Origin of the sequence: Vibrio sp. 10N.247.311.51, from assembly GCF_041467855.1 — a bacterium.
Lineage (GTDB): Bacteria > Pseudomonadota > Gammaproteobacteria > Enterobacterales > Vibrionaceae > Vibrio > Vibrio coralliirubri.
The window spans coordinates 57,261-77,291 of sequence record NZ_JBFSVK010000012.1 but is presented as its reverse complement, the minus strand read 5'-3'; the positions used below and the strand labels follow the sequence as shown (position 1 = coordinate 77,291).

General features: G+C 44.9%; 16 protein-coding genes and 1 pseudogene. 13 read left to right on the top strand and 4 right to left on the bottom strand.

What is annotated here, in order from left to right:
* Window positions 1-39: 39 nt before the first annotated feature.
* A complete protein-coding gene (locus AB6E85_RS12875) occupies window positions 40-1,065 on the bottom strand; it encodes an AraC family transcriptional regulator (RefSeq protein ID WP_372142948.1) in 1,026 nt (341 codons plus the stop codon).
* Between the two features lie 368 nt (window positions 1,066-1,433).
* Here AB6E85_RS12875 and AB6E85_RS12870 point away from each other — a divergent pair, with 368 nt between their 5' ends.
* Window positions 1,434-3,017 (top strand): long-chain fatty acid--CoA ligase, encoded by a 1,584-nt coding sequence (locus AB6E85_RS12870; RefSeq protein WP_372142946.1) that lies wholly within the window; start codon window positions 1,434-1,436, stop codon window positions 3,015-3,017.
* The gene (locus tag AB6E85_RS12865) at window positions 3,010-4,659 is read left to right on the top strand and encodes a GMC family oxidoreductase (RefSeq protein WP_248641582.1); all 1,650 of its coding nucleotides are present in this window, start codon (window positions 3,010-3,012) and stop codon (window positions 4,657-4,659) included. Before AB6E85_RS12870 ends, AB6E85_RS12865 begins: the two co-directional genes overlap by 8 nt.
* Window positions 4,660-4,745: 86 nt before the next feature.
* On the opposite strand, the gene trxC is transcribed toward AB6E85_RS12865, so the two are convergent.
* A complete protein-coding gene (trxC, locus tag AB6E85_RS12860) occupies window positions 4,746-5,180 on the bottom strand; it encodes a thioredoxin TrxC (protein WP_248400797.1) in 435 nt (144 codons plus the stop codon).
* 122 nt (window positions 5,181-5,302) lie between these two features.
* On the opposite strand from trxC, the gene AB6E85_RS12855 reads away from it, so the two are divergent.
* The 5 genes and pseudogenes from AB6E85_RS12855 to AB6E85_RS12835 all read left to right on the top strand — a co-directional run bounded on the left by AB6E85_RS12855 (window position 5,303) and on the right by AB6E85_RS12835 (window position 9,344).
* The gene (locus AB6E85_RS12855; protein ID WP_017109595.1) at window positions 5,303-6,400 is read left to right on the top strand and encodes a ketoacyl-ACP synthase III; all 1,098 of its coding nucleotides are present in this window, start codon (window positions 5,303-5,305) and stop codon (window positions 6,398-6,400) included.
* 22 nt (window positions 6,401-6,422) lie between these two features.
* On the top strand, window positions 6,423-6,887 hold the full coding sequence (locus AB6E85_RS12850) for a GNAT family N-acetyltransferase (RefSeq protein WP_372142994.1): 465 nt from the start codon (window positions 6,423-6,425) through the stop codon (window positions 6,885-6,887).
* Between the two features lie 109 nt (window positions 6,888-6,996).
* A pseudogene (locus tag AB6E85_RS12845) lies at window positions 6,997-8,230 on the top strand (glycosyltransferase).
* 206 nt (window positions 8,231-8,436) lie between these two features.
* Window positions 8,437-8,913 (top strand): YeeE/YedE family protein, encoded by a 477-nt coding sequence (locus AB6E85_RS12840; protein WP_372142993.1) that lies wholly within the window; start codon window positions 8,437-8,439, stop codon window positions 8,911-8,913.
* Window positions 8,913-9,344 carry a DUF6691 family protein gene (locus AB6E85_RS12835; protein ID WP_372142944.1) on the top strand — a complete coding sequence of 144 codons (432 nt, stop codon included), beginning with the start codon at window positions 8,913-8,915 and terminating at the stop codon, window positions 9,342-9,344. Before AB6E85_RS12840 ends, AB6E85_RS12835 begins: the two co-directional genes overlap by 1 nt.
* 93 nt (window positions 9,345-9,437) lie before the next feature.
* Here AB6E85_RS12835 and AB6E85_RS12830 read toward each other — a convergent pair whose 3' ends face one another.
* Window positions 9,438-10,313: an endonuclease/exonuclease/phosphatase family protein gene (locus tag AB6E85_RS12830; protein ID WP_372142942.1), complete on the bottom strand. Its 876-nt coding sequence runs from the start codon at window positions 10,311-10,313 to the stop codon at window positions 9,438-9,440.
* A gap of 303 nt (window positions 10,314-10,616) precedes the next feature.
* On the opposite strand from AB6E85_RS12830, the gene nrdD reads away from it, so the two are divergent.
* Both nrdD and nrdG read left to right on the top strand, forming a co-directional pair.
* Entirely contained in the window at window positions 10,617-12,737 is a 2,121-nt protein-coding gene (nrdD, locus tag AB6E85_RS12825; RefSeq protein ID WP_048608264.1) for an anaerobic ribonucleoside-triphosphate reductase, read from the top strand.
* Between the two features lie 155 nt (window positions 12,738-12,892).
* Window positions 12,893-13,363: an anaerobic ribonucleoside-triphosphate reductase-activating protein gene (nrdG, locus tag AB6E85_RS12820; RefSeq protein WP_017058260.1), complete on the top strand. Its 471-nt coding sequence runs from the start codon at window positions 12,893-12,895 to the stop codon at window positions 13,361-13,363.
* Window positions 13,364-13,511: 148 nt separating this feature from the next.
* On the opposite strand, the gene AB6E85_RS12815 is transcribed toward nrdG, so the two are convergent.
* Window positions 13,512-14,939: an MATE family efflux transporter gene (locus tag AB6E85_RS12815; RefSeq protein ID WP_372142940.1), complete on the bottom strand. Its 1,428-nt coding sequence runs from the start codon at window positions 14,937-14,939 to the stop codon at window positions 13,512-13,514.
* A gap of 90 nt (window positions 14,940-15,029) precedes the next feature.
* Between AB6E85_RS12815 and AB6E85_RS12810 the strand changes: the two genes are divergently transcribed.
* The 4 genes from AB6E85_RS12810 to AB6E85_RS12795 all read left to right on the top strand — a co-directional run bounded on the left by AB6E85_RS12810 (window position 15,030) and on the right by AB6E85_RS12795 (window position 19,888).
* Window positions 15,030-15,866 carry an AraC family transcriptional regulator gene (locus AB6E85_RS12810; protein WP_372142938.1) on the top strand — a complete coding sequence of 279 codons (837 nt, stop codon included), beginning with the start codon at window positions 15,030-15,032 and terminating at the stop codon, window positions 15,864-15,866.
* A 210-nt stretch (window positions 15,867-16,076) separates the two neighbouring features.
* Window positions 16,077-17,261: an amino acid aminotransferase gene (locus AB6E85_RS12805; protein WP_372142936.1), complete on the top strand. Its 1,185-nt coding sequence runs from the start codon at window positions 16,077-16,079 to the stop codon at window positions 17,259-17,261.
* 11 nt (window positions 17,262-17,272) lie between these two features.
* Window positions 17,273-17,956, top strand: coding sequence for a RimK/LysX family protein (locus AB6E85_RS12800; RefSeq protein ID WP_372142934.1), 684 nt, complete (start codon window positions 17,273-17,275; stop codon window positions 17,954-17,956).
* A gap of 324 nt (window positions 17,957-18,280) precedes the next feature.
* A complete protein-coding gene (locus AB6E85_RS12795) occupies window positions 18,281-19,888 on the top strand; it encodes an ABC-F family ATPase (protein ID WP_372142932.1) in 1,608 nt (535 codons plus the stop codon).
* The last annotated feature ends 143 nt before the right edge of the window (window positions 19,889-20,031 follow it).

Below are 20,031 nucleotides of genomic sequence, written 5' to 3'. Positions count from 1 at the left end.
GTTTCTGTTTCTGATTTGGATTGAATAGGATTTTAAGTGTTAGACCGTTTCTTTACGGTATTGGCGTGGCGAGTTACCACTCCACTTACGAAAGGCATGACGAAAGTTCGCGCTATCTGAAAATCCCACACGCTCAGAGATCTCTTCAATGCTCATTTTTGTCGATGATAAATAGTGTCGAGAAAGATGAAAGCGGACATGGTCGAGTATCTTTTGATAGCTAGTATCGGCGGCTTTAAGGTGTCTGCGCAGTGTGCGAGAAGACATCCCCAGTTCTGAAGAAATGGATTCTATAGAAGGGTAACATCCTGGCCTTTCAATCAGCATCTGAGAGACTTTCTCTTTGAGGCTAGTCGGAGCACTTACTTTTGCCAACATGTCATCACACGATTTTAAGCACATCTGTAAAGTGATGGGGTTGGCTGTAGGAAGAGACGAAAATAAGGTGGTTGCGTCGAACTCCCATTCAAGCCGGTCACTATTGAATTCAACCGGGCAGCGGAAAATCTCTGTGTATAGATCGCCGTATTCAGGTTTTGGGTAGGGGAAGCGGATCACTTGAGATGGAAAGGACTGCTGTAAGACCTCTTCGCACAAACTGTGTATCGCGGCAAACCAGTATTCACAACAGAAGGGCAGTAAAGAATCGAGTTCGATCAGTTGCTCTGCACGAAAGTAACCAATGTGGTCTTCTACAGACATGGTTTTCCTGAGGACAGGGCCAGCAAGTTGCAGATACTTGAACCCGATTAAAAAGGCATCGAGTAGTGTTTCGCTGCTAAACACCGCATAACCGAGCACGCCGAAGTCGCTGAACCTCGCTTGTTGGCCGACTTTAAGCCCCAAACCGTCTTCGTTGGAATTCGCTAACGCATTACTGAACACAGCAAGCTTTTGCGCCAAAGTGATGTGTGTATCAGGAGTGTTGAGTTGGAGAGCATCGATGTTACTGCCTTCGAGCAACTCTTCGATACTGAGAACAGGCGACAGGTAACGATGCAGCAACTGAAGATCCAGAATGCCGAATGCTTGCATGTCGGGTTCGTAAACTGCGGTGTATTCCATAAGCTGCCTCTTGTTGAATATCGATATCTTAACCGAACTTTTAACATTTACGCCTGTTGCTTGTTCTCACTTTCGCAAGCTTGTTCCAAATTTTGGTTTATGTGTGCAAGGTTTATTGGGCTTGCGCAGGCTGTGTCCGAATATCACCGGTTTTTGTCTTTTTGAAACCTGTTCGGAATGTTATCAAAATGTTGTAATTTGTTGGGTTGCACATTGGAGCGTCACCAACATTTTGCTCAATAACGACTCTTATCTACATGACACACCAATGTGCAGGCTCGTGATGACAAGAAAGACACTTATTACAACGATTAGAACGTCTACGGTGACCGTCACAAACAGGTCTAAGCCGCATAAGGAGATCATGGATGCACAATCTTGCTGTTAATTTGGAGCGTAGCGCTTCGCTTTTTCCAACTAAAGCCGCTCTGCGTATGGGATCGGATGAAATCAGCTTTTCTCAGTTAGAACAACTTTCTGGAAACGTGGCTGCTAACTTGAAAAGACTTGGGTTGCAGAAGGGAGATAAGGTCGCGTTGTCGTGTCCGAATGTCACGTATTTCCCCATTGCCTATTACGGGATACTAAAAGCGGGCTGTGTAGTCGTGCCTTTGAATGTGCTATTTAAGGCCAGAGAGATCGCTTATCACCTTAATGACTCTGACGCGAAAGCCTATTTATGTTTTGAAGGCAGTGAAGAGCTTCCAATTGGTCGCTATGGTTTACAAGGTTTTGATCAGGCAAAACACTGTGAACACTTTGTCGAGATGCCTATCCCAACAAGCGCAGACACTACTTTAGAAAGTAATGAGCAGCATGAATCTATAGCCGATTGGTTGGCACAACCTTTTACTCCATTTGAATCTCTGGCTTGCCACGGTGATGATACCGCTGTGATTCTTTATACCTCTGGCACGACGGGTCAACCCAAAGGGGCAGAGCTTTCCCACACCAACATGCAGGCCAATGCGATGTCGTCACAGTATCTAATGAGATTGGAATACAGCGACACGACAATGGCCACACTTCCTCTGTTCCACAGTTTCGGCCAGACAGTGATGATGAACGCGAGTGTGTTGACGGGTTCAACCATGGTCTTGATTTCACGATTTGAACCATCACTGGTTATTGAACAGATCATTAGCCATAAAGTCAGTGTCTTTGCTGGCGTTCCTACCATGTACATTGCGCTTCTTAGAGCCGGAGAAGAGTCATTAGAGCGCTCTGAGCAGGTTAAACACAGCTTGAGGTTAGGTGTTTCTGGTGGTGCGTCTATGCCGCTTGAGGTCATACGACAGTTTGAATCTCGCTTTGAATTACCGGTATTAGAAGGTTATGGGCTCTCGGAAACGGCGCCAGTTGCGACATTTAATCATATTGATGGCGATCGTTTGTCGGGAAGTGTCGGTCAGCCTTTATGTGGCCACCTTATCAAGATTACTGATATACAAGGCAACTCTGTCGCTATGGGTGAACTAGGCGAGGTCTGCATTAAAAGCCCAAGTGTGATGAAAGGCTATTATCAAAGGCCAGAGGCGACAGCTGAATCTATTCGTGATGGCTGGTTCTTAACGGGAGATATCGGACGCGTCGATGAGCACGGCAATTTGTTCATTGTTGACCGTGTGAAAGACATGATTATTCGTGGCGGGTACAACGTGTATCCACGTGAAGTCGAAGAAGTGTTGATGTGTCACCCCGATGTCGAAATGGTGGCGGTGGTAGGCGAGCATCATGATCATTTAGGCGAGGAGATCCACGCGCATGTGGTGCTTCACGAACATACGCAATCTGATAGCGCAGCCTTGATAGCATGGTGTCGTGAGCAACTCGCCGACTACAAATACCCGCGTAAGGTATTCATTCGTAGAGCCTTACCTATGACAGCAACCGGAAAAATCTTGAAGCGTGAGTTACACCCTCTAGATATAGCGGAGATGGCAAATGGATAGTTATGATTTTATTGTTGTTGGCGGTGGTTCGGCTGGGTGTGTGATGGCTTCTCGGTTGTCGGAAGATCCTAATGTGACGGTTTGCTTGTTAGAAGCGGGCGGTAAAGACACGAGCCCATTCATTCACACACCCGTTGGCGTGGTTGCCATGATGCCAACCAAACTCAACAATTGGGCATTCGAAACGGTTGAACAGCCGGGGTTGAATGGTCGTAAAGGTTATCAGCCGAGAGGTAAGACACTTGGCGGGTCTAGCTCTATCAATGCCATGATGTACGCTCGTGGACACCGCTACGATTACGATACATGGGAAAGCTTGGGTAACACTGGCTGGAGCTATGATTCGTGTCTGCCTTACTTTAAGAAAGCAGAACACAACGAAGTTCACCAAGATGAATTTCATGGCCAAGGTGGTCCTCTCAATGTGGCCAATCTTAGATCGCCAAGCCCTATGTTGGAACGCTACTTAACTGCGTGTGAATCGATAGGTGTACCTCGCAATGAGGATATTAACGGCGCTGCGCAGTTTGGGGCGATGCCGACGCAGGTAACACAGTTGAATGGCGAACGATGCAGTGCTGCTAAGGCTTACTTAACGCCAAACCTTTCACGATCGAACCTCACGGTCGTGACTAAAGCCACCACACATAAGGTCTTATTTGAAGGAAAGAAAGCGGTTGGCGTTGAATATGGATCTAACGGCAAGCGTTATCAGATCCAATGCAACAAAGAGGTGATTCTATCTGCTGGCGCGTTTGGTTCTCCGCAATTGCTACTACTGTCTGGTGTCGGTGCTCAAACTGAACTAGAGGTGCATGGCATCGAACAAGTTCATGAATTACCTGGAGTGGGCAAGAACCTGCAAGACCATATCGATTTAGTACATTCGTATAAATGCAGTGAAAAGCGTGAAACTTTTGGTATCTCGCTGCAAATGGCCTCTGAAATGACCAAAGCCTTGCCGCTCTGGCACAAAGAACGCCGCGGTAAGATGAGCAGTAATTTTGCAGAGGGGATAGGTTTTCTCTGTTCAGAAGATCATATCGCTGTGCCGGATCTAGAGTTTGTATTTGTGGTCGCTGTGGTTGATGACCATGCAAGAAAAATCCATACCAGTCATGGTTTTACCTCTCATGTCACTTTGTTGCGACCGAAGAGCCATGGCACCGTAACGCTGAATAGTGATGATCCCTATGATCCGCCTAAGATCGATCCTGCGTTTTTCAGTCATCCTGAAGATATGGAGATCATGATTAAGGGTTGGAAGAAGCAGTATCAAATGTTAGAAAGTTCCGCGTTTGATGATATCCGTGGCAATGCTTTTTACCCTGTGGACGCCAGTGATGACAAGGCTATCGAGCAAGATATTCGCAATCGTGCAGACACTCAGTATCACCCGGTGGGTACCTGTAAAATGGGACCTAATAGTGATTCATTAGCCGTGGTGAATAAAGATCTCAAAGTTTATGGATTGGATAACTTGAGAGTCATTGATGCTTCTGTGATGCCGACACTGATTGGGGCGAACACCAATGCGCCAACCATTATGATTGCCGAGAAAGTCGCAGCCCAGATCAAACAGCAATACGGGTTTGGCAAGCAAGAAGCTGGCATTCAAGCGAAAGGCGAAGCTGTAATTTGATTCAAAGAATTAAGTGATAACCATTAATAAAACAGTAGGTTAGAGAGTCTTGATTTGGTAAGGCTCTCTAACCTATTTTTGTGTGATTACTTAGTTAGTGCTTGATTAAGCCACTGATCAAATTGACCTTTTGGCAATGCACCGTTAATCGTATCGACACGTTTACCGTCTTTAAACACCATCACGGTCGGAATGCTTCTGATTTGATACATTGCCGCGAGCTGCTGCTGAGCTTCAGTATCAATCTTAACGAATCGAACATCTCCAGAACGCTCTTTTGCAACGTCGCTGAACACAGGCGAGAAGCCCACACATGGGTTACACCATGTTGCCCAGAAATCGACAACTACAGGTTGTGAACTGTTCAAGATAGATTGGAAATTAAGTGACGTTCCCTCGATAGGAGCACCATCGAGCAATGCTGTTTTGCATTTGCCGCAGGTTGGGCTTTCTGAAATTCTTTCTGAAGGAACTCGGTTTACGCCATTACAAGAAGGGCAACGTGTGTTGAATGTAGACATAACTTTCTCTTTTTATTGCAACTCCGTGTCTAACGCGATTTACGAATCGCGCACGGAACGCTTATACTGTTTAAAACAAGAATACGATACTTAAATAAAAACAAACAATAAACAGGTAAATGATGACAAAATTTTACGCCGAAATTACTGGCTGGGGAAAGTGTCTGCCACCAGCCGTGCTGTCCAATGATGATCTAAGCACTTTCATTGATACGTCTGACGAGTGGATTCGAACTCGAACTGGTATCGAAAACCGCCGTATCAGTCATGTAAATACCTCTGAACTTGCGACTGTTGCAGCGAAACATGCAATGGCGTGTGCTGGCCTAACCGCTGAAGATATCGATCTTGTTATCATCGCGACGTGCAGCCCAGATTCTCTTATTCCAAATACTGCGTCTAAGGTTCAACAGAACCTAGGCATTAAAAGTGCAGCGGCTTTCGACCTTAACGCAGCGTGTACTGGCTTCATTTACGGTGTTGAAACCGCGACTCGACTGATTCAAGCGGGTAACTACCGCAATGCTATCGTTGTCGGTGCTGAGCGTCTGTCATTCTTCATCGACTGGACCAAGCGTGATACTGCAGTTCTGTTCGGTGATGGCGCTGGTGCAGTGGTTCTATCTCGAACTGAAGAGCAAGTTGGCTTACAAGAAGCTCAGATCGGTTGTGATGCTGAAGGCCGTGATATTCTAGCGGTACCAAAATTCGGTACTTCTATGGACCGCTTTGCGGCTGATAACGGCTACTGGGACTTTGATTTCGTTGGTAAAGAGATCTTCAAACGTGCAGTGAAAGGCATGGGCGCAGCGGCACACACAGTATTGAGCCGCACAGGTATCTCAACCGACAACATTGACGTTGTGATTCCGCACCAAGCGAACATCCGAATCATCCAAACTCTGTGTGATATGGCGGGTATCGATCGCGAGAAAGCGTTTGTTAATATCCAAAACTACGGCAACACATCCGCAGCGACTGTGCCAATCGCATTGTGTGAATCGCTAGAACAAGGTTTCGTTAAGCCTAACGACAACATTCTTGTTGCGGCATTTGGAGCGGGTTTAACGTGGGGTGCTGGCCACATTAAATGGGGTAGCCGTGTTGAACCACTAGGTCAATCAGATGCTAAGCTTCCAGAAGCTGACAAATCTGCGTTAGAGCTTTTAGAAAGAGCCATTTTACACTGTAAAACGCGTCCTAATTCTGAGAACGAGTAGCAGCATGCCGCAAGTTCGTTTTATGACAGAAGCCGATCTCGACGGGGCGGCTTTAGTTCATCAATCAGCCTTTGTTCGACAGAAAAACTCACGAGATTGGTTACAATGTAACTTAAGCGCTTCACCACGCTTTCTTAACTTTGTTGTTGAATGCGAAGGTGACGTTGTTGGCTACATTATTTGGGTGCAGAAAAGCGGGTTTAGACCTGAAGCTGTTTTAGAACTAGAGCAACTTGCCGTGTTAACAACTGCGCAGGGAAAAGGATTGGGTAAGAAACTGATTCTGGACTCCTTGCCGCAAGTGAAACAGAAACTAGCTGAGCAAGGCTCGACACTAAAACATGTGCTAGTAACGACCAGAGCGGATAACTTTGCACAAAAGCTCTATCAGTCGACATTAGGCGCTGAAGTCGAAACTACGATTTCAAACCTGTACTCTGCTGATGAAGTGCTTATGATAGCTCGCAATCTAGGTGAGCGAATCTGATCGCTGAATGATTAGAACTCATTATAATCAGCGATATAAGTCGACCACGATCGATAAACGTTTTATTAGGGGCTAAGTTAGTCCCTTTTGTTATTTCTTAGGAAGTGTTTTGAAGAAAGTTTTAGCAATTGGCTACGTTTGGCCAGAACCGAATTCATCGGCTGCTGGCAGCCACATGATGTCTCTTTTACGTCTATTTAAGAGACAAGGTTGGTCAGTCGAATTTGCAACACCCGCTCAAGAAACCGAGCACATGATTGATCTCTCTGAAGAGGGCATCACGAGCCAATCTATACAGTTGAATTGCGATAGCTTTGACCAGTACATTGAAGAGCTGCAGCCCGATGTCGTGATGTTTGACCGTTTTATGATGGAAGAACAGTTTGGTTGGCGCGTTGAGAAGGTATGTCCGAACGCGTTTAAGCTGTTGGATACTGAAGACTTGCAGTTCCTGCGTAACGCCCGCCATGAAGTCGTTAAGAAAGAAACTGAACTGACCAAAGCACACTTATACAGTGACTTAGCCAAACGTGAAATTGCCGCGATTATGCGCTGTGATCTTTCGTTGATCATTTCAAGTTACGAGATGGAACTGCTTCAATCTGAGTTCAATATCGATCCCAAACTGCTTCATCATCTGCCTTTCATGGTTGATCTTAAATACGCTGCCTGAAAGCACGAAAAGCTTTGAAGAACGTAAGCATTTCATGACGATAGGTAACTTTAGACATGCGCCTAACTGGGATGCTGTGCTTCAGTTACAGAAGATTTGGCCGAAGATTCGCAAACAGCTGCCTGAAACTGAACTTCATATTTATGGATCGTATCCGCCACCAAAAGCGACCGCATTACACAACCCTAAAACCGGTTTTCATATTAAAGGTTGGGCAAAAGACGCTCAAGAAGTGATGGAGCAGGCACGTGTGTGTGTCGCGCCACTGCGTTTTGGTGCGGGCATTAAAGGTAAGTTGCTTGATGCAATGAAGCTTCAAACTCCAAACGTGACCAGCGAAATTGGTAGTGAAGGCATGTTGCCGCAAGGTGAGTTGCAATGGCCGGGCGCGGTTGCAGACGATATCGACGCGTTTGTTGAACAAGCTGTTGCTCTCTATAAAGATGAAGAGAAGTGGCTCAAGGCTCAAAGCCAGTGTCATTCAATTCTTGAAGCGCACTACGAACAGAATCAACTGGGCGACAAATTGATCGAGCGATTGATTGCGCTAGAGTCTGAGCTTGAGTCTCATCGACTGGATAATTTCTTTGGCTCTATGCTGAAGCACCACAGCATGGCAAGCACTAAGTACATGTCGCAGTGGATTGCTGAGAAGAACAAGATCAAATAGCGGTTCTTTACCAAAGATAGAATAAATCTTAAGCCCTTAGGTTACCGCCTAGGGGCTTTTTTCATTGAGGGAAGTTTCTTGATTACTGACTTACTAACCGAAACATATTGGCCTTACATTAGCATTGACTAATTTATATTTATTAGTAAACTCTAATTTAAATGGTGGTGAGTTAGATTTGAGTTTGTGGATAGGAGAGGTCGGTGATTAGTTTTATACCTTGGGATGCGTTTTTCGGTGGCATGCTGCTAGGCGCGTCGGCAATTATTCTGATGTTGGGCATCGGGCGAGTAGCAGGAATCAGCGGCATTGTCAGCCGGTTATTGCCGTCTAGAAAGAATAAAAGCTTAGAATCAGGATTTGAATCCAGCTCGGATTCCCGCATTGATAAAACCGAGAAACATTGGCGACTTGCCTTTGTTGTCGGAATGGTTGTAAGCGGTTGGTTGTTGATTCCGACTGGTTACCAACTTCCGCAATTAGAAAAGATCAACTTCGCAGTGGTTATCATAGCTGGCCTTTTGGTGGGCTTCGGCACTAAGGTTGCAAATGGCTGTACGAGTGGCCATGGCATTGTGGGAATGGCTCGTTTGTCTAAACGTTCAATTGTCGCGACTTGTGTGTTTATGGGTGTGGCAATGGCAACTGTGTTGGTTAAGAATATGATTGGTTTGGGGGCGTAATGAAAAACTCTTCATTTACTATCGTTATTGGCTTGCTCGCAGGTCTTCTTTTCGGCGCTGGCATGATCATTTCAGGCATGGTTGATCCAAACAAAGTACTTGGCTTTTTAGACATTACTGGCGATTGGGATATTAGTTTGGCATTCGTCATGGGTGGCGCGTTATTGGTCTTCGCTCCGTTTTATCATTTGGTCATTAAAAAGCGCGCTCAAGCCATCAATGGCGAGTCGTTAGATAGCCGTAACAACCCGCTAATCGACAGAAAGCTGATTCTAGGTTCAACTGCCTTTGGTTTAGGTTGGGGGATTGCAGGCTTTTGCCCGGGCCCTGCAGTGACAAGTCTTAATGGTGGTAACCCAACGGTATGGCTGTTCGTCTTAAGTATGCTGGTGGGAATGTGGCTGGCGGGGCGAGCGAATAAAACCTGTTAGTAGTGCGCCTATCGTATATCAGATAGGCTTGATATGACCATTTGAGAGGCTGACACGCTTTATCCCAAAAGCCAGTCAGCCTCTTTTTTATATCTATCTGATAGTCGTTGAAACTGGGCAATGGTCGCTAAGTTTGTAATCAAGCACATCTTGCGTTTCAAATACCACCTGTTTCGCAGAAGATGCATTTAGTGACTTACTCACCACAATATGATCAATGACAGAACGGAATTGGTGCGTGCGATGGTTATTGCGGTTAGAGCGCACCTTACAATCTGCTCGAGTTTTTCTTGTTGCCAACTGAGCATCGGTATTTTGCGTCATATCTTTCCACATCCAATCCCTTGAGTAGGATAGGTTATGGTTGAAGTCGCCTAGTATCGCGTAATCCTGACCGTTTCTTTCTCTTTGCTGTATCCACTTATTAAGTTGCTGTGCTTGGTCTTTGAGTCTTGAACAATCTCGGTTCGACTTGTAAGCGCCGCTGCAACCCGCCTTTAAATGCACAGACAACATGTGAATCGGCTTGCTTTCCGTTTCTACGACCATGTAACTGGCAAACCTAAGCTTGCTGTTAGCGCTCGACTCCAGTGGGAAGTCAGCGTAGTCGGTGAGTGTGGTTCCTTTACGAACCGCGAACCCTGTGTATTGGTTCACTTCTTTGAACTGATGGTTGCTGTTTTCTGGTAATGCTCGGTCAGACATCAATATCTTGTATTGATCGCCGGCGATGCGCTGAATGGCATTTACGTCGTCGACTTCTTGAAAGGCGACCACATCCGCATCTAAGGATTGAAAGTATTCTTCAAGTTTGTCGAAATCAGCTTGGTCACGTTGGGCAGAAAACTTATTCACAGCCTCGTTGGTTGATAACCATTCGATATTCCAACTAGAGATGGTCAAAGGTTCAGCAAATGTCTGGCTACTGAGTAAGCAACCTAACATTATCCAGTTTTGAAGTCGTTTCATCCCAAATATCCCTAATTTTGTCGTCCAATATAGTTGAGCCGTTATCCTACAACACTTACCAAAAATTCAACTCTTTTTAGCAGTTTTTTTATTGTTACATTGTTTCTTTTCGACTTGAGAACTAGCGTAATAATATTGAATTGATCTTAGTCAGCGTGAGAGTTTTATTGATCCAAATCAATACTCGAAGTTGGTGGTTCTCGTTAAATACGCCACAATATCTAGTGTTAGTTAAACGATAAATCGCTCTATATAGTGTGTTTGTGGATAAGTCTGTGAATACCTCTAGAGTAAGGAGAAGTGGTGAAATCAATCGTAATCAAGCGTGATGGCTCAAGAGCTCCATTCAGTAGAGATCGCATCCAAGCTGCAGTGGAAGCAGCATCAGACAAAGCCGATAAGGAAATTGCTATTTATGCACTGAATGTGGCATTAGCAGTTGAGTTGAAGCTCGAAGACTACGATGAAGTTCATATCTCTGAAATTCAAACCATGGTCGAGAACGAGCTAATGCAGGGGCCATACAAGTCTCTGGCTCGTGCCTACATTGAATATCGTCATGACCGCGACATCGCCCGTGAGAAGCAAAGCGCTTTAACTCGTGAGATCGAAGGTTTGATCGAAGAAAGCAATGTTGATCTGATCAATGAGAATGCCAACAAAGACGGTAAAGTTATCCCAACTCAGCGTGACTTGCTGGCGGGTATCGTGGCTAAACACTATGCAAAAACTCACATTTTGCCGCGTGACATCGTACAAGCTCACGAGTGTGGTGACATTCACTACCACGACCTAGACTACGCACCGTTCTTCCCAATGTTTAACTGTATGCTTATCGATTTGAAAGGCATGTTAACGCATGGCTTCAAGATGGGTAACGCGGAAATCGACACACCTAAGTCGATTTCTACAGCGACAGCGGTAACGGCGCAAATCATCGCGCAAGTGGCGAGCCACATTTACGGCGGTACAACGATTAACCGTATCGACGAGGTTCTAGAACCTTACGTGATGGCGAGCTACGAGAAGCATTTATCTTTAGCGAAAGAGTGGGACATTCATAGCCCAGAAGCTTTTGCTATCTCTCGTACAGAGAAAGAGTGTTACGACGCATTCCAATCTCTAGAGTACGAAGTAAACACGCTGCACACAGCTAATGGTCAAACTCCATTCGTAACGTTTGGTTTTGGTTTAGGCGAAAGCTGGGGTTCAAAACTTATCCAGCAATCTATCTTGAAAAACCGCATCGCAGGTTTGGGTAAGAACCGTAAAACAGCTGTGTTCCCTAAATTGGTGTTTGCAATCAAAGATGGTTTGAACCACCAGAAGCAAGATCCAAACTACGACATCAAGCAATTGGCGCTTGAGTGTGCATCTAAGCGTATGTACCCAGACATTCTTAACTACGACAAAGTAGTAGAAGTGACAGGGTCATTCAAAACGCCTATGGGCTGCCGTAGCTTCTTGAATACATACGAAGAAAATGGTGAGTTGATTCATGAAGGTCGTAACAACTTAGGTGTTGTGAGCCTGAACTTGCCACGTATCGCGATTAACGCGAAGCAAGATATGGCTAAGTTCTACGAACTGCTTGATGAAAAACTTAAGCTTGCTCGTCGTGCGCTAGAAACTCGTATTTCTCGTCTAGAAAACGTGAAAGCACGTGTTGCTCCAATCCTATATATGGAAGGTGCATGTGGCGTTCGTTTGAAAGCAGACGACTCTATTGCAGATATCTTCAAGAACGGCCGTGCATCGGTTTCTCTTGGTTACATCGGTATCCACGAAGCAATGACTGCGCTTTACGGCACAGACGTTCACTTGTACGACGACGGCGAAATGCGTGCTAAAGCGCTTGAGCTGGTGGAGTACATGAAGCGTGAAGTGGAATCTTGGACCAAAGAGACAGGTTACGCATTCAGCCTATACGGCACACCAAGTGAAAACCTATGTAGCCGTTTCTGCAGCATCGACACCAAAGAGTTTGGTGTGATTGATGGCGTAACAGACCGCGGTTACTACACAAACAGCTTCCACTTAGATGTGCAGAAGACAGTGAACCCATACGACAAGATCGATTTCGAGATGCCTTATCCAGAAATCTCTAGCGGTGGTTTCATCTGTTACGGCGAATTCCCGAACATGCAGAAGAATATCGAAGCGCTAGAAAACGTATGGGATTACAGCTACACACGTGTTCCTTACTACGGCACTAACACACCGATTGATGAGTGTTACGAATGTGGTTACAACGGTGAGTTTGACTGTACAAGTAAGGGCTTTACGTGTCCTAAGTGTGGCAACCACGACTCAACTAAAGTATCGGTAACACGCCGTGTTTGTGGTTACCTTGGTAGCCCAGATGCACGACCATTTAACTTCGGTAAGCAAGAAGAAGTTAAACGCCGCGTGAAGCACCTTTAGTAAGCTCTAAGATTATTAGCTAGCTTATTTAGAAGAGCTATGTTTCAAGAAATAGGATTGGTATCGGCGCTATGTCGATACCAATTCATTTGTTTCAACTCTCGCTACTTTTAGAGTTAAACCATTAAGCCATCACGAGTTCTCAATACTGCCTTATGAATTATCATCAATATCACCCAATCGACGTTGTAAATGGCCCAGGAACACGCTGCACTTTGTTTGTGTCGGGTTGTGTGCACCAGTGTCGTGGGTGTTATAACCAATCGACGCAAAGGTTGGACTCAGGGCATTTGTTTACTCAAGAACTGCAAGACCACATTATCGCTGATCTGAATGATCCACGAATCAAGCGTCGTGGTTTGTCGCTTTCTGGTGGTGATCCTCTGCATCCTGCAAACGTGTCTGAAGTTCTTAAGTTGGTTCAGCGTGTGAAAGCAGAATGTGAAGGTAAAGACATCTGGATGTGGACTGGCTACGAGTTAGATGAGCTTGATGAAAAACAGAAGCAAGTACTTGAATATGTTGATACTTTGATTGATGGTCGTTTTGAACAAGATAAAGCAGACCCAATGTTAGATTGGCGTGGTAGTTCAAACCAAATCATACATCGATTTACTGACTTATAAGCGTGTTCTGATTTAGTACTATCGTAAACAGAAACAGAAACAGAAACAGAAAAAAGGGCTTCATCGTTAGCGCAATGCTACAAATCAGCCCTTGGGTGTGAGTTCTTTGAATCTATTGCCTGCACGTCAGTGTCAGTTTGGCGCTTACTTAAATAGGAATGTGCTCAGGCTCGTCGATTAGGTTGTTTATCCATTTCTTAGATTGAATCCTATGACTGGTCAGAACTATTTTGGCGAGCTCTTCCAGCAGTACAATCATCAAAACCCATTCTAGCGGCCAACCCAACACCAACGCAGTAAAGTAGGCAAGGGGAATACCGATTACCCATTGGCCAAACAAGTCGATGAATATACTGTAGTTGATGTCTCCACCGCTTTTTAGTACGCCACCAATGCCAACCATATTGAAGACTCTTAGTATCATGCCGAGTGCCATAACTAAGGTGACGTTAACAGCCGTCTCTTTGAGCTCTAAGTGAGTAAGACCGATCATGTATACGATCGTGGGTTTAGCAAACCAGCACATCAAGGCTAGTAAAGCCGCAAGCCCACAGCTGACCAATACATACCCCCAAGCAGTATTCTCAACACGTTGATAGTTCTTCGCGCCGATCTCGTTGCCTAAAATGATCGAAGCCGCGACCGCAAACCCCATGAACGCCGAGATCAAAATGCTTTCTACTGGCGATAACAGTGAGATGATCGCGAGCTCGCCAACGCCCATCTGACCAACAATAACGTTATAAATCAATATTCCACCCGCCCAAGCCGTATCATGAACCAACATCGGAATCGCTATCTTGAAATACTTCTTTCTATGTTTAGGCAATATTGCATCGCGCCAATTAGTCAGTGTTGGGAACAGGTGAGCGTAGTGTCTCTTCGCCATAACAAGCAGGGCTATTGTTTGAAAGAATCTAGATATGGTAGTGCCAATTGCCGCGCCAACCACCCCCAGTTCAGGGAAGCCGAATAAGCCGAATATCAGCAATGCATTGAGAATCGCGTTGACGATGATCGCCCAGATACTGATTTTGGTGGGTAGCTTGGCTTCGCCCACCGAGCGCAGCGCGCTTTCTAGCGGCACCACCACGGCGGTACCAATAAGGCTGGCTCCTGTTATCCAAAGGTAATCCGTTGCCAAGCGGACGTAATCAGGGTCTGAGGCCACCACAGACACGACTGATTCAGGAGCCAATGTATAAATCAACACAAAGGGGATGATGGCAAAGACAGACAAAGCCCATGATTGCGCTAATGTGCGTCTAATTCCGTTGAAATCTCCCGCACCGAAATATTGCGAAGCTAGCACACTGACAGCGCCGCTAATCCCAGATACCATGATTAAGTTGAAGAAAAATATACGGTTACCCACGCCAACCGCTGCGGTTGCAGAGTCACCCAGTTGGTTAACCATAAAAATATCGACAACGCCGAGTAATGAAAACAACATGGTTTGCAGCGATACAGGTAAACCGATGTGTAAAAGCTTTTGCCAAAAATCTTTGTCTAGATGACGATATGTCGAGCGCATCGCATTTCCCCTGTGGTTAATATGCGAGAAGTTTATCGGCATTTGTTTTGGCTGTATTGTTCAGGTTCATCACATACTTTTGCCAAACTATCTAGTTTAGTGGTTTCGCAACTTATACGAGCTAGCAATTGAATGAGTGAGAAACAAGAGCGATATGAGATCTCCGAGAAGACGCACCAAGAGTTTGTCGATCAAAGCCATGTTTTAGCATTTGAAGAGCTCGGTATCGCTCAATGTGGGACGGCGTCGTGTCGTGATTTCTTTTCGGTGTATCGGAAAAACCAACAAAAACACATGTTGCTGTATACCGTGAGAGGCAAGGGTTGGTTAGAAAGTGGGGCGTGTCGTTACATTCTAGAGCCAGGGTCATGCATCACGGTTCCTGCGGGCACAGAGAATGGCTTTGGGATTGAAGAAGAAACATGGCAGATCGCATGGATCTTTCTCTCGCCTAATAAACAATGGGAAAATGTCGTCAGTGATGAAGTGAGTTATACGCTGTCTCCGGCCGCAGAAATCGTCTCGTCGTGCATTCACACTCTATTGAGAAGCATTGCCTTACCCATCGATTTGGGGGGAGCGATTGCCAATCACAGTGTGGCTCAAATAGAGTACATGATTAATGCCCCAATCCCGCAGCAACAATCACGTAATTTAATTCGTTTAAGGCGCGTATTCGACAATGTACAAAAGCAGCTTCATAAGGAGTGGAATGTTCATGAACTCGCGAGTTTATTCCCGTGCTCAGAGCCGCATTTCCATCGTTTGTGCCAGCGCTATTATTCACACAGCCCAATGACTCATATCATGCGCATGAGAATGGAATACGCAGCACGTTTCTTGAAATCGAGTGATTGGTCGATTCAACATATTGGCGAGATTGTGGGTTATCCGAATGCGGCTAACTTTAGTACTCGATTTAAAGTTTGGTCGGGAATGACACCAAGGCAATTCAAACAAGGCATTTAGCTGAGAATCAACAAGGTACTCTTAAATAAGCTACTGATCTTTTGATAAAGCACTAAAATTGTTCGAAATTTGTGCTGTTTCATGACGTAAAATGACCAATCTCTGATTACTTATTCTAACTAGGCGCTTCTATTAAAAAATGTTTCTGATTTGTCTACGATAATGTTAACGTGAAACTCATTACTTGAATTTCAAAGGGTTGTGACTTTCATGTTTTCACATCTACCAAAACCAACTTTAGATCCAATTCTATCTCTTTCTGTTGCTTACCGCGGCGATACTCGTACTGATAAAGTCGACTTAGGCATTGGCGTTTACAAAAATGACCAAGGCGAAACTCCGATCATGAAAGCCGTTTCTATGGCTCAAGATATCGTTGTTGAAACGCAGAAAACCAAAGCTTACGTTGGCCTAGCAGGCTGTGAAGAGTTCAACCAGAGCATGGTTGATCTGCTGCTTAAAGGGACTTCTGCAATGGATCGCGTTGCTGCGATTCAAACACCAGGTGCAAGTGGTGCACTTCGTATGTTGGGTGACTTAATGAAAGTTTCTCAACCAGACACCACGGTTTGGATTTCAAACCCAAGCTACGTTAACCACAAACCGGTGTTGGAAGCGGCAGGCCTAAAAGTTCGATACTACAATTACTTCAGTCCTGAAACGAAGCAAGTTGATACTGCAAGAATGTTGGATGACCTTTCAAAAGCGGGTCCATCAGACGTGGTACTACTGCACGGTTGCTGTCATAACCCAACGGGTGCGGATATCGACTTTGAAGCGTGGCAGGAAATCACAAAATTATCTCAGAAGAATGGTTTCTTGCCGTTCGTTGATATTGCCTATCAGGGCTTTGGTGATGGCCTAGAAGAAGACGCAAAAGGTCTTCAACATATGGCTAACAACGTAGAAGAGATGTTGATTACGACATCTTGCTCGAAGAACTTCGGTTTATACCGTGAAAGAACGGGCGCTGCGATCGTGATTGGCAAGAACAGCGAACACGTTGGTAATGCTAAAGGTAAGCTTCTTACTCTTGCACGTTCAACTTATACAATGCCGCCAGATCATGGTGCTGCTTTGGTTAAAACAATTCTTCAGAATCAAGAGCTAACCTCGATTTGGAAGCAAGAATTGAGTGAAATGCAGCAACGTTTGTTAAATCTGCGCCAAAGTTTATGTGATGAATTGCGAAATACTTATAACACGTCACAATTTGACTTTATTGAAAGCCATAAAGGCATGTTTAGTGTACTAGGCTTTAAAGAAACTCAAATGAATCAATTACGTGAAGAATATGGAGTCTATGGTGTTGGTGACGGACGCATCAATATCGCAGGCCTTTCTGAATCTCATATTCCTTATGTAGCTAAAGCGATAGCCAACGTTTCAAAATAGAAGGTGACTGAATGTATAACTGGAAAACGATTGTAGTTTTAATGCTAAGTGGTGGCCTGTTTGCTTGTTCGACGACTCAAGTTCCTGTCGAGCCAGAGCAAAAGCCTCAAGTAGAACAACCTGTTGTGGATGACTCTTCAAAGACTGACGCAACTGAAGGCGAGAAAGTAACGGAACCTACGGAAAAGCCTGAAGAAGTAAAACCGACTGAGCCAGAAGCGAAACCAAAGCCTGAAGAAAAGCCAGTTCCAAAGCCGACTAAAACAAGCGATGGTAAACTGATTCTTGGTGAAGAAGAGTGGGTGTTTGTTCCTGGTTTGAAAGAAGCGTTTAAAGCACGTGTAGATACAGGTGCAACAACATCTTCAATCAGTGCGGTTGATATTGTTGATTTTGAACGTGACGGAAAAGACTGGGTTAAGTTCAAAATCGAACATGACGGCATCACAACGCAAGAGATCAGCTTACCGGTAGAGCGTTGGGTTAAGATCAAGCAGTCGAGTGCAGAAGGTACACAACGACGTGCTGTGGTTGTCGCTTCAATTCAAATCGGTGATCTAAAAGACAAAACTGAGTTTACTCTAGCGGACCGAACGCATCTTTCTTTCCCACTTCTGTTGGGTAGAAGCTTCTTTAGAGATGTTGCGGTAGTAGATGTAAGCCAAAAATACGTTCAAAAGAAAATTACTAAATAACAGTTCTGCTCACCATCAAAGCTTTTCGTTTTGAATCGCTATAGTTTCAAAAGTGGCGAGCTTAAAAGACCTTTAGTGTTGATAAATGAAATCCCTGCCAGTTCTGCTGGTGGGGATTTTTCTATTTACACCCCAATAACGTATGAAAAGCATCTAAATGGTCTATGTTTACTATTCGTTTACTGTTTAGCCTCGACAACGTGATCGAGATCTCTATATAATCCGCGCTTCGATTTTTGTTTAATCCATACTTTCGTACTTCTTATTTAGGTTCTTGAAATAGCCTAATAATTATCTGTCAGTACACGCTTAGGAATTAGTTCTTTGATATCTACCGCGAACATCACAATGCAATTTGGCGCAGAGCCGCTGTTTGAAAACATCTCTGCTAAATTTGGTAACGGCAACCGTTATGGTTTGATCGGCGCTAATGGTTGCGGCAAATCAACGTTCATGAAAATCCTAAGTGGCGCATTAACGCCAAGCTCGGGCAACGTTTCTATCACTCCAGGAGAAAAACTGGGTGTGCTAAGCCAAGATCAGTTCGCTTTCGAACAGTACAGCGTTATCGACGTTGTGATCATGGGCGACAGAAAACTGTGGGAAGTAAAACAAGAACGTGACCGCATTTACTCTTTGCCAGAAATGAGCGAAGACGACGGTATGAAAGTCGCAGAACTTGAAAGCGAATTCGCGGAAATGGATGGCTACACAGCAGAAAGCCGTGCTGGCGACATCCTAATTCAAGCGGGTATTGAAGAAGAGTTCCATTTCGGCTTGATGCAGCAAGTAGCTCCAGGTTGGAAACTGCGTGTGCTATTGGCACAAGCTCTGTTTGCAAACCCAGATATCTTGCTTCTTGATGAACCAACCAACAACTTGGACATTCACACGATCAACTGGCTTGCTGAAGAGCTAAACCAGCGTAAATGTACAATGATCATCATTTCGCACGATAGACACTTCCTGAACTCTGTGTGTACGCACATGGCAGATATCGACTACGGTGAGCTGCGTGTTTACCCTGGTAACTACGAGTACTTCCTAGAAGCATCTGGCTTGATTCGTGAACAGCTTCTAGCAAGCAACGCTAAGAAAGCGGCTGAAATCAGCGAGCTTCAAGATTTCGTAAACCGTTTTGGTGCTAACGCCTCTAAAGCAAAACAAGCAAGCTCTCGCGCCAAGAAAATGGATAAGATCACGCTTGATGAAGTGAAATCATCGAGCCGTATGAGCCCATCTATTGATTTTGGTGAAGGTAAGAAACTGCACCGTCAAGCACTTGAACTTCAATACCTTGGTCACGGCTTCGATGGCGAAACATTGTTTGCTGGTGGTAACTTGCTGCTTGAAGCGGGTACTCGCCTTGCGGTTATCGGTGAGAACGGTGTGGGTAAAACCACGCTGCTACGTTGCCTAGTTCAAGAGCTAGAGCAAAACGAAGGTATCGTTAAATGGTCTGAAAATGCTTCTGTAGGTTACTGCCCACAAGATAGCACTAAGGATTTTGATAACGACCTGAGCATCTTCGATTGGATCTCACAATGGCGTACAGCGAAGCACGATGATCTTATGGTACGTGGCATTCTAGGTCGTCTATTGTTTACTGCTGACGATGCGAACAAAAAAGCGCGTAACTGTTCTGGTGGTGAGAAGAACCGTTTGTTATTCGGCAAGTTAATGATGCAAGACATCAACGTGCTGGTAATGGACGAACCAACTAACCACATGGACATGGAAGCAATCCAAGCCCTGAACGATGCACTTAAGGTTTACACTGGCACGCTTATCTTCGTGAGCCATGACCGCGAGTTTGTATCTTCATTGGCAACACACATCATCGATGTAAAAGATCAACAGCTAGTGAGCTTCCAAGGTACTTATGAAGAGTACTTAGACCACCAGAAAAAGATGCTGATGGTTAGCTTATAACCGCGTTGGTTAATCTATAGTCGCGTTGGTGAATGGTTAACTGCTAATCGTTCATTAGCCAATAATAAAAAAGCCCCCGACCACAATTGTGGTCGGGGGCTTTTTGCTAGATTTGCGCTTAATCATATTTTCATATACGAACC

What these genes read in the sequence shown, in the direction of transcription:
- AB6E85_RS12835 (WP_372142944.1), top strand. Translation starts at nt 8,913, where the DNA reads ATGAAAAACTCTTCATTTACTATCGTTATTGGCTTGCTCGCAGGTCTT.
- AB6E85_RS12865 (WP_248641582.1), top strand. Translation starts at nt 3,010, where the DNA reads ATGGATAGTTATGATTTTATTGTTGTTGGCGGTGGTTCGGCTGGGTGT.
- AB6E85_RS12850 (WP_372142994.1), top strand. Translation starts at nt 6,423, where the DNA reads ATGACAGAAGCCGATCTCGACGGGGCGGCTTTAGTTCATCAATCAGCC.
- AB6E85_RS12875 (WP_372142948.1), bottom strand. Translation starts at nt 1,065, where the DNA reads ATGGAATACACCGCAGTTTACGAACCCGACATGCAAGCATTCGGCATT.
- AB6E85_RS12830 (WP_372142942.1), bottom strand. Translation starts at nt 10,313, where the DNA reads ATGAAACGACTTCAAAACTGGATAATGTTAGGTTGCTTACTCAGTAGC.
- AB6E85_RS12805 (WP_372142936.1), top strand. Translation starts at nt 16,077, where the DNA reads ATGTTTTCACATCTACCAAAACCAACTTTAGATCCAATTCTATCTCTT.
- AB6E85_RS12800 (WP_372142934.1), top strand. Translation starts at nt 17,273, where the DNA reads ATGTATAACTGGAAAACGATTGTAGTTTTAATGCTAAGTGGTGGCCTG.
- nrdG (WP_017058260.1), top strand. Translation starts at nt 12,893, where the DNA reads ATGAATTATCATCAATATCACCCAATCGACGTTGTAAATGGCCCAGGA.
- AB6E85_RS12870 (WP_372142946.1), top strand. Translation starts at nt 1,434, where the DNA reads ATGCACAATCTTGCTGTTAATTTGGAGCGTAGCGCTTCGCTTTTTCCA.
- AB6E85_RS12855 (WP_017109595.1), top strand. Translation starts at nt 5,303, where the DNA reads ATGACAAAATTTTACGCCGAAATTACTGGCTGGGGAAAGTGTCTGCCA.
- trxC (WP_248400797.1), bottom strand. Translation starts at nt 5,180, where the DNA reads ATGTCTACATTCAACACACGTTGCCCTTCTTGTAATGGCGTAAACCGA.
- AB6E85_RS12815 (WP_372142940.1), bottom strand. Translation starts at nt 14,939, where the DNA reads ATGCCGATAAACTTCTCGCATATTAACCACAGGGGAAATGCGATGCGC.
- AB6E85_RS12810 (WP_372142938.1), top strand. Translation starts at nt 15,030, where the DNA reads ATGAGTGAGAAACAAGAGCGATATGAGATCTCCGAGAAGACGCACCAA.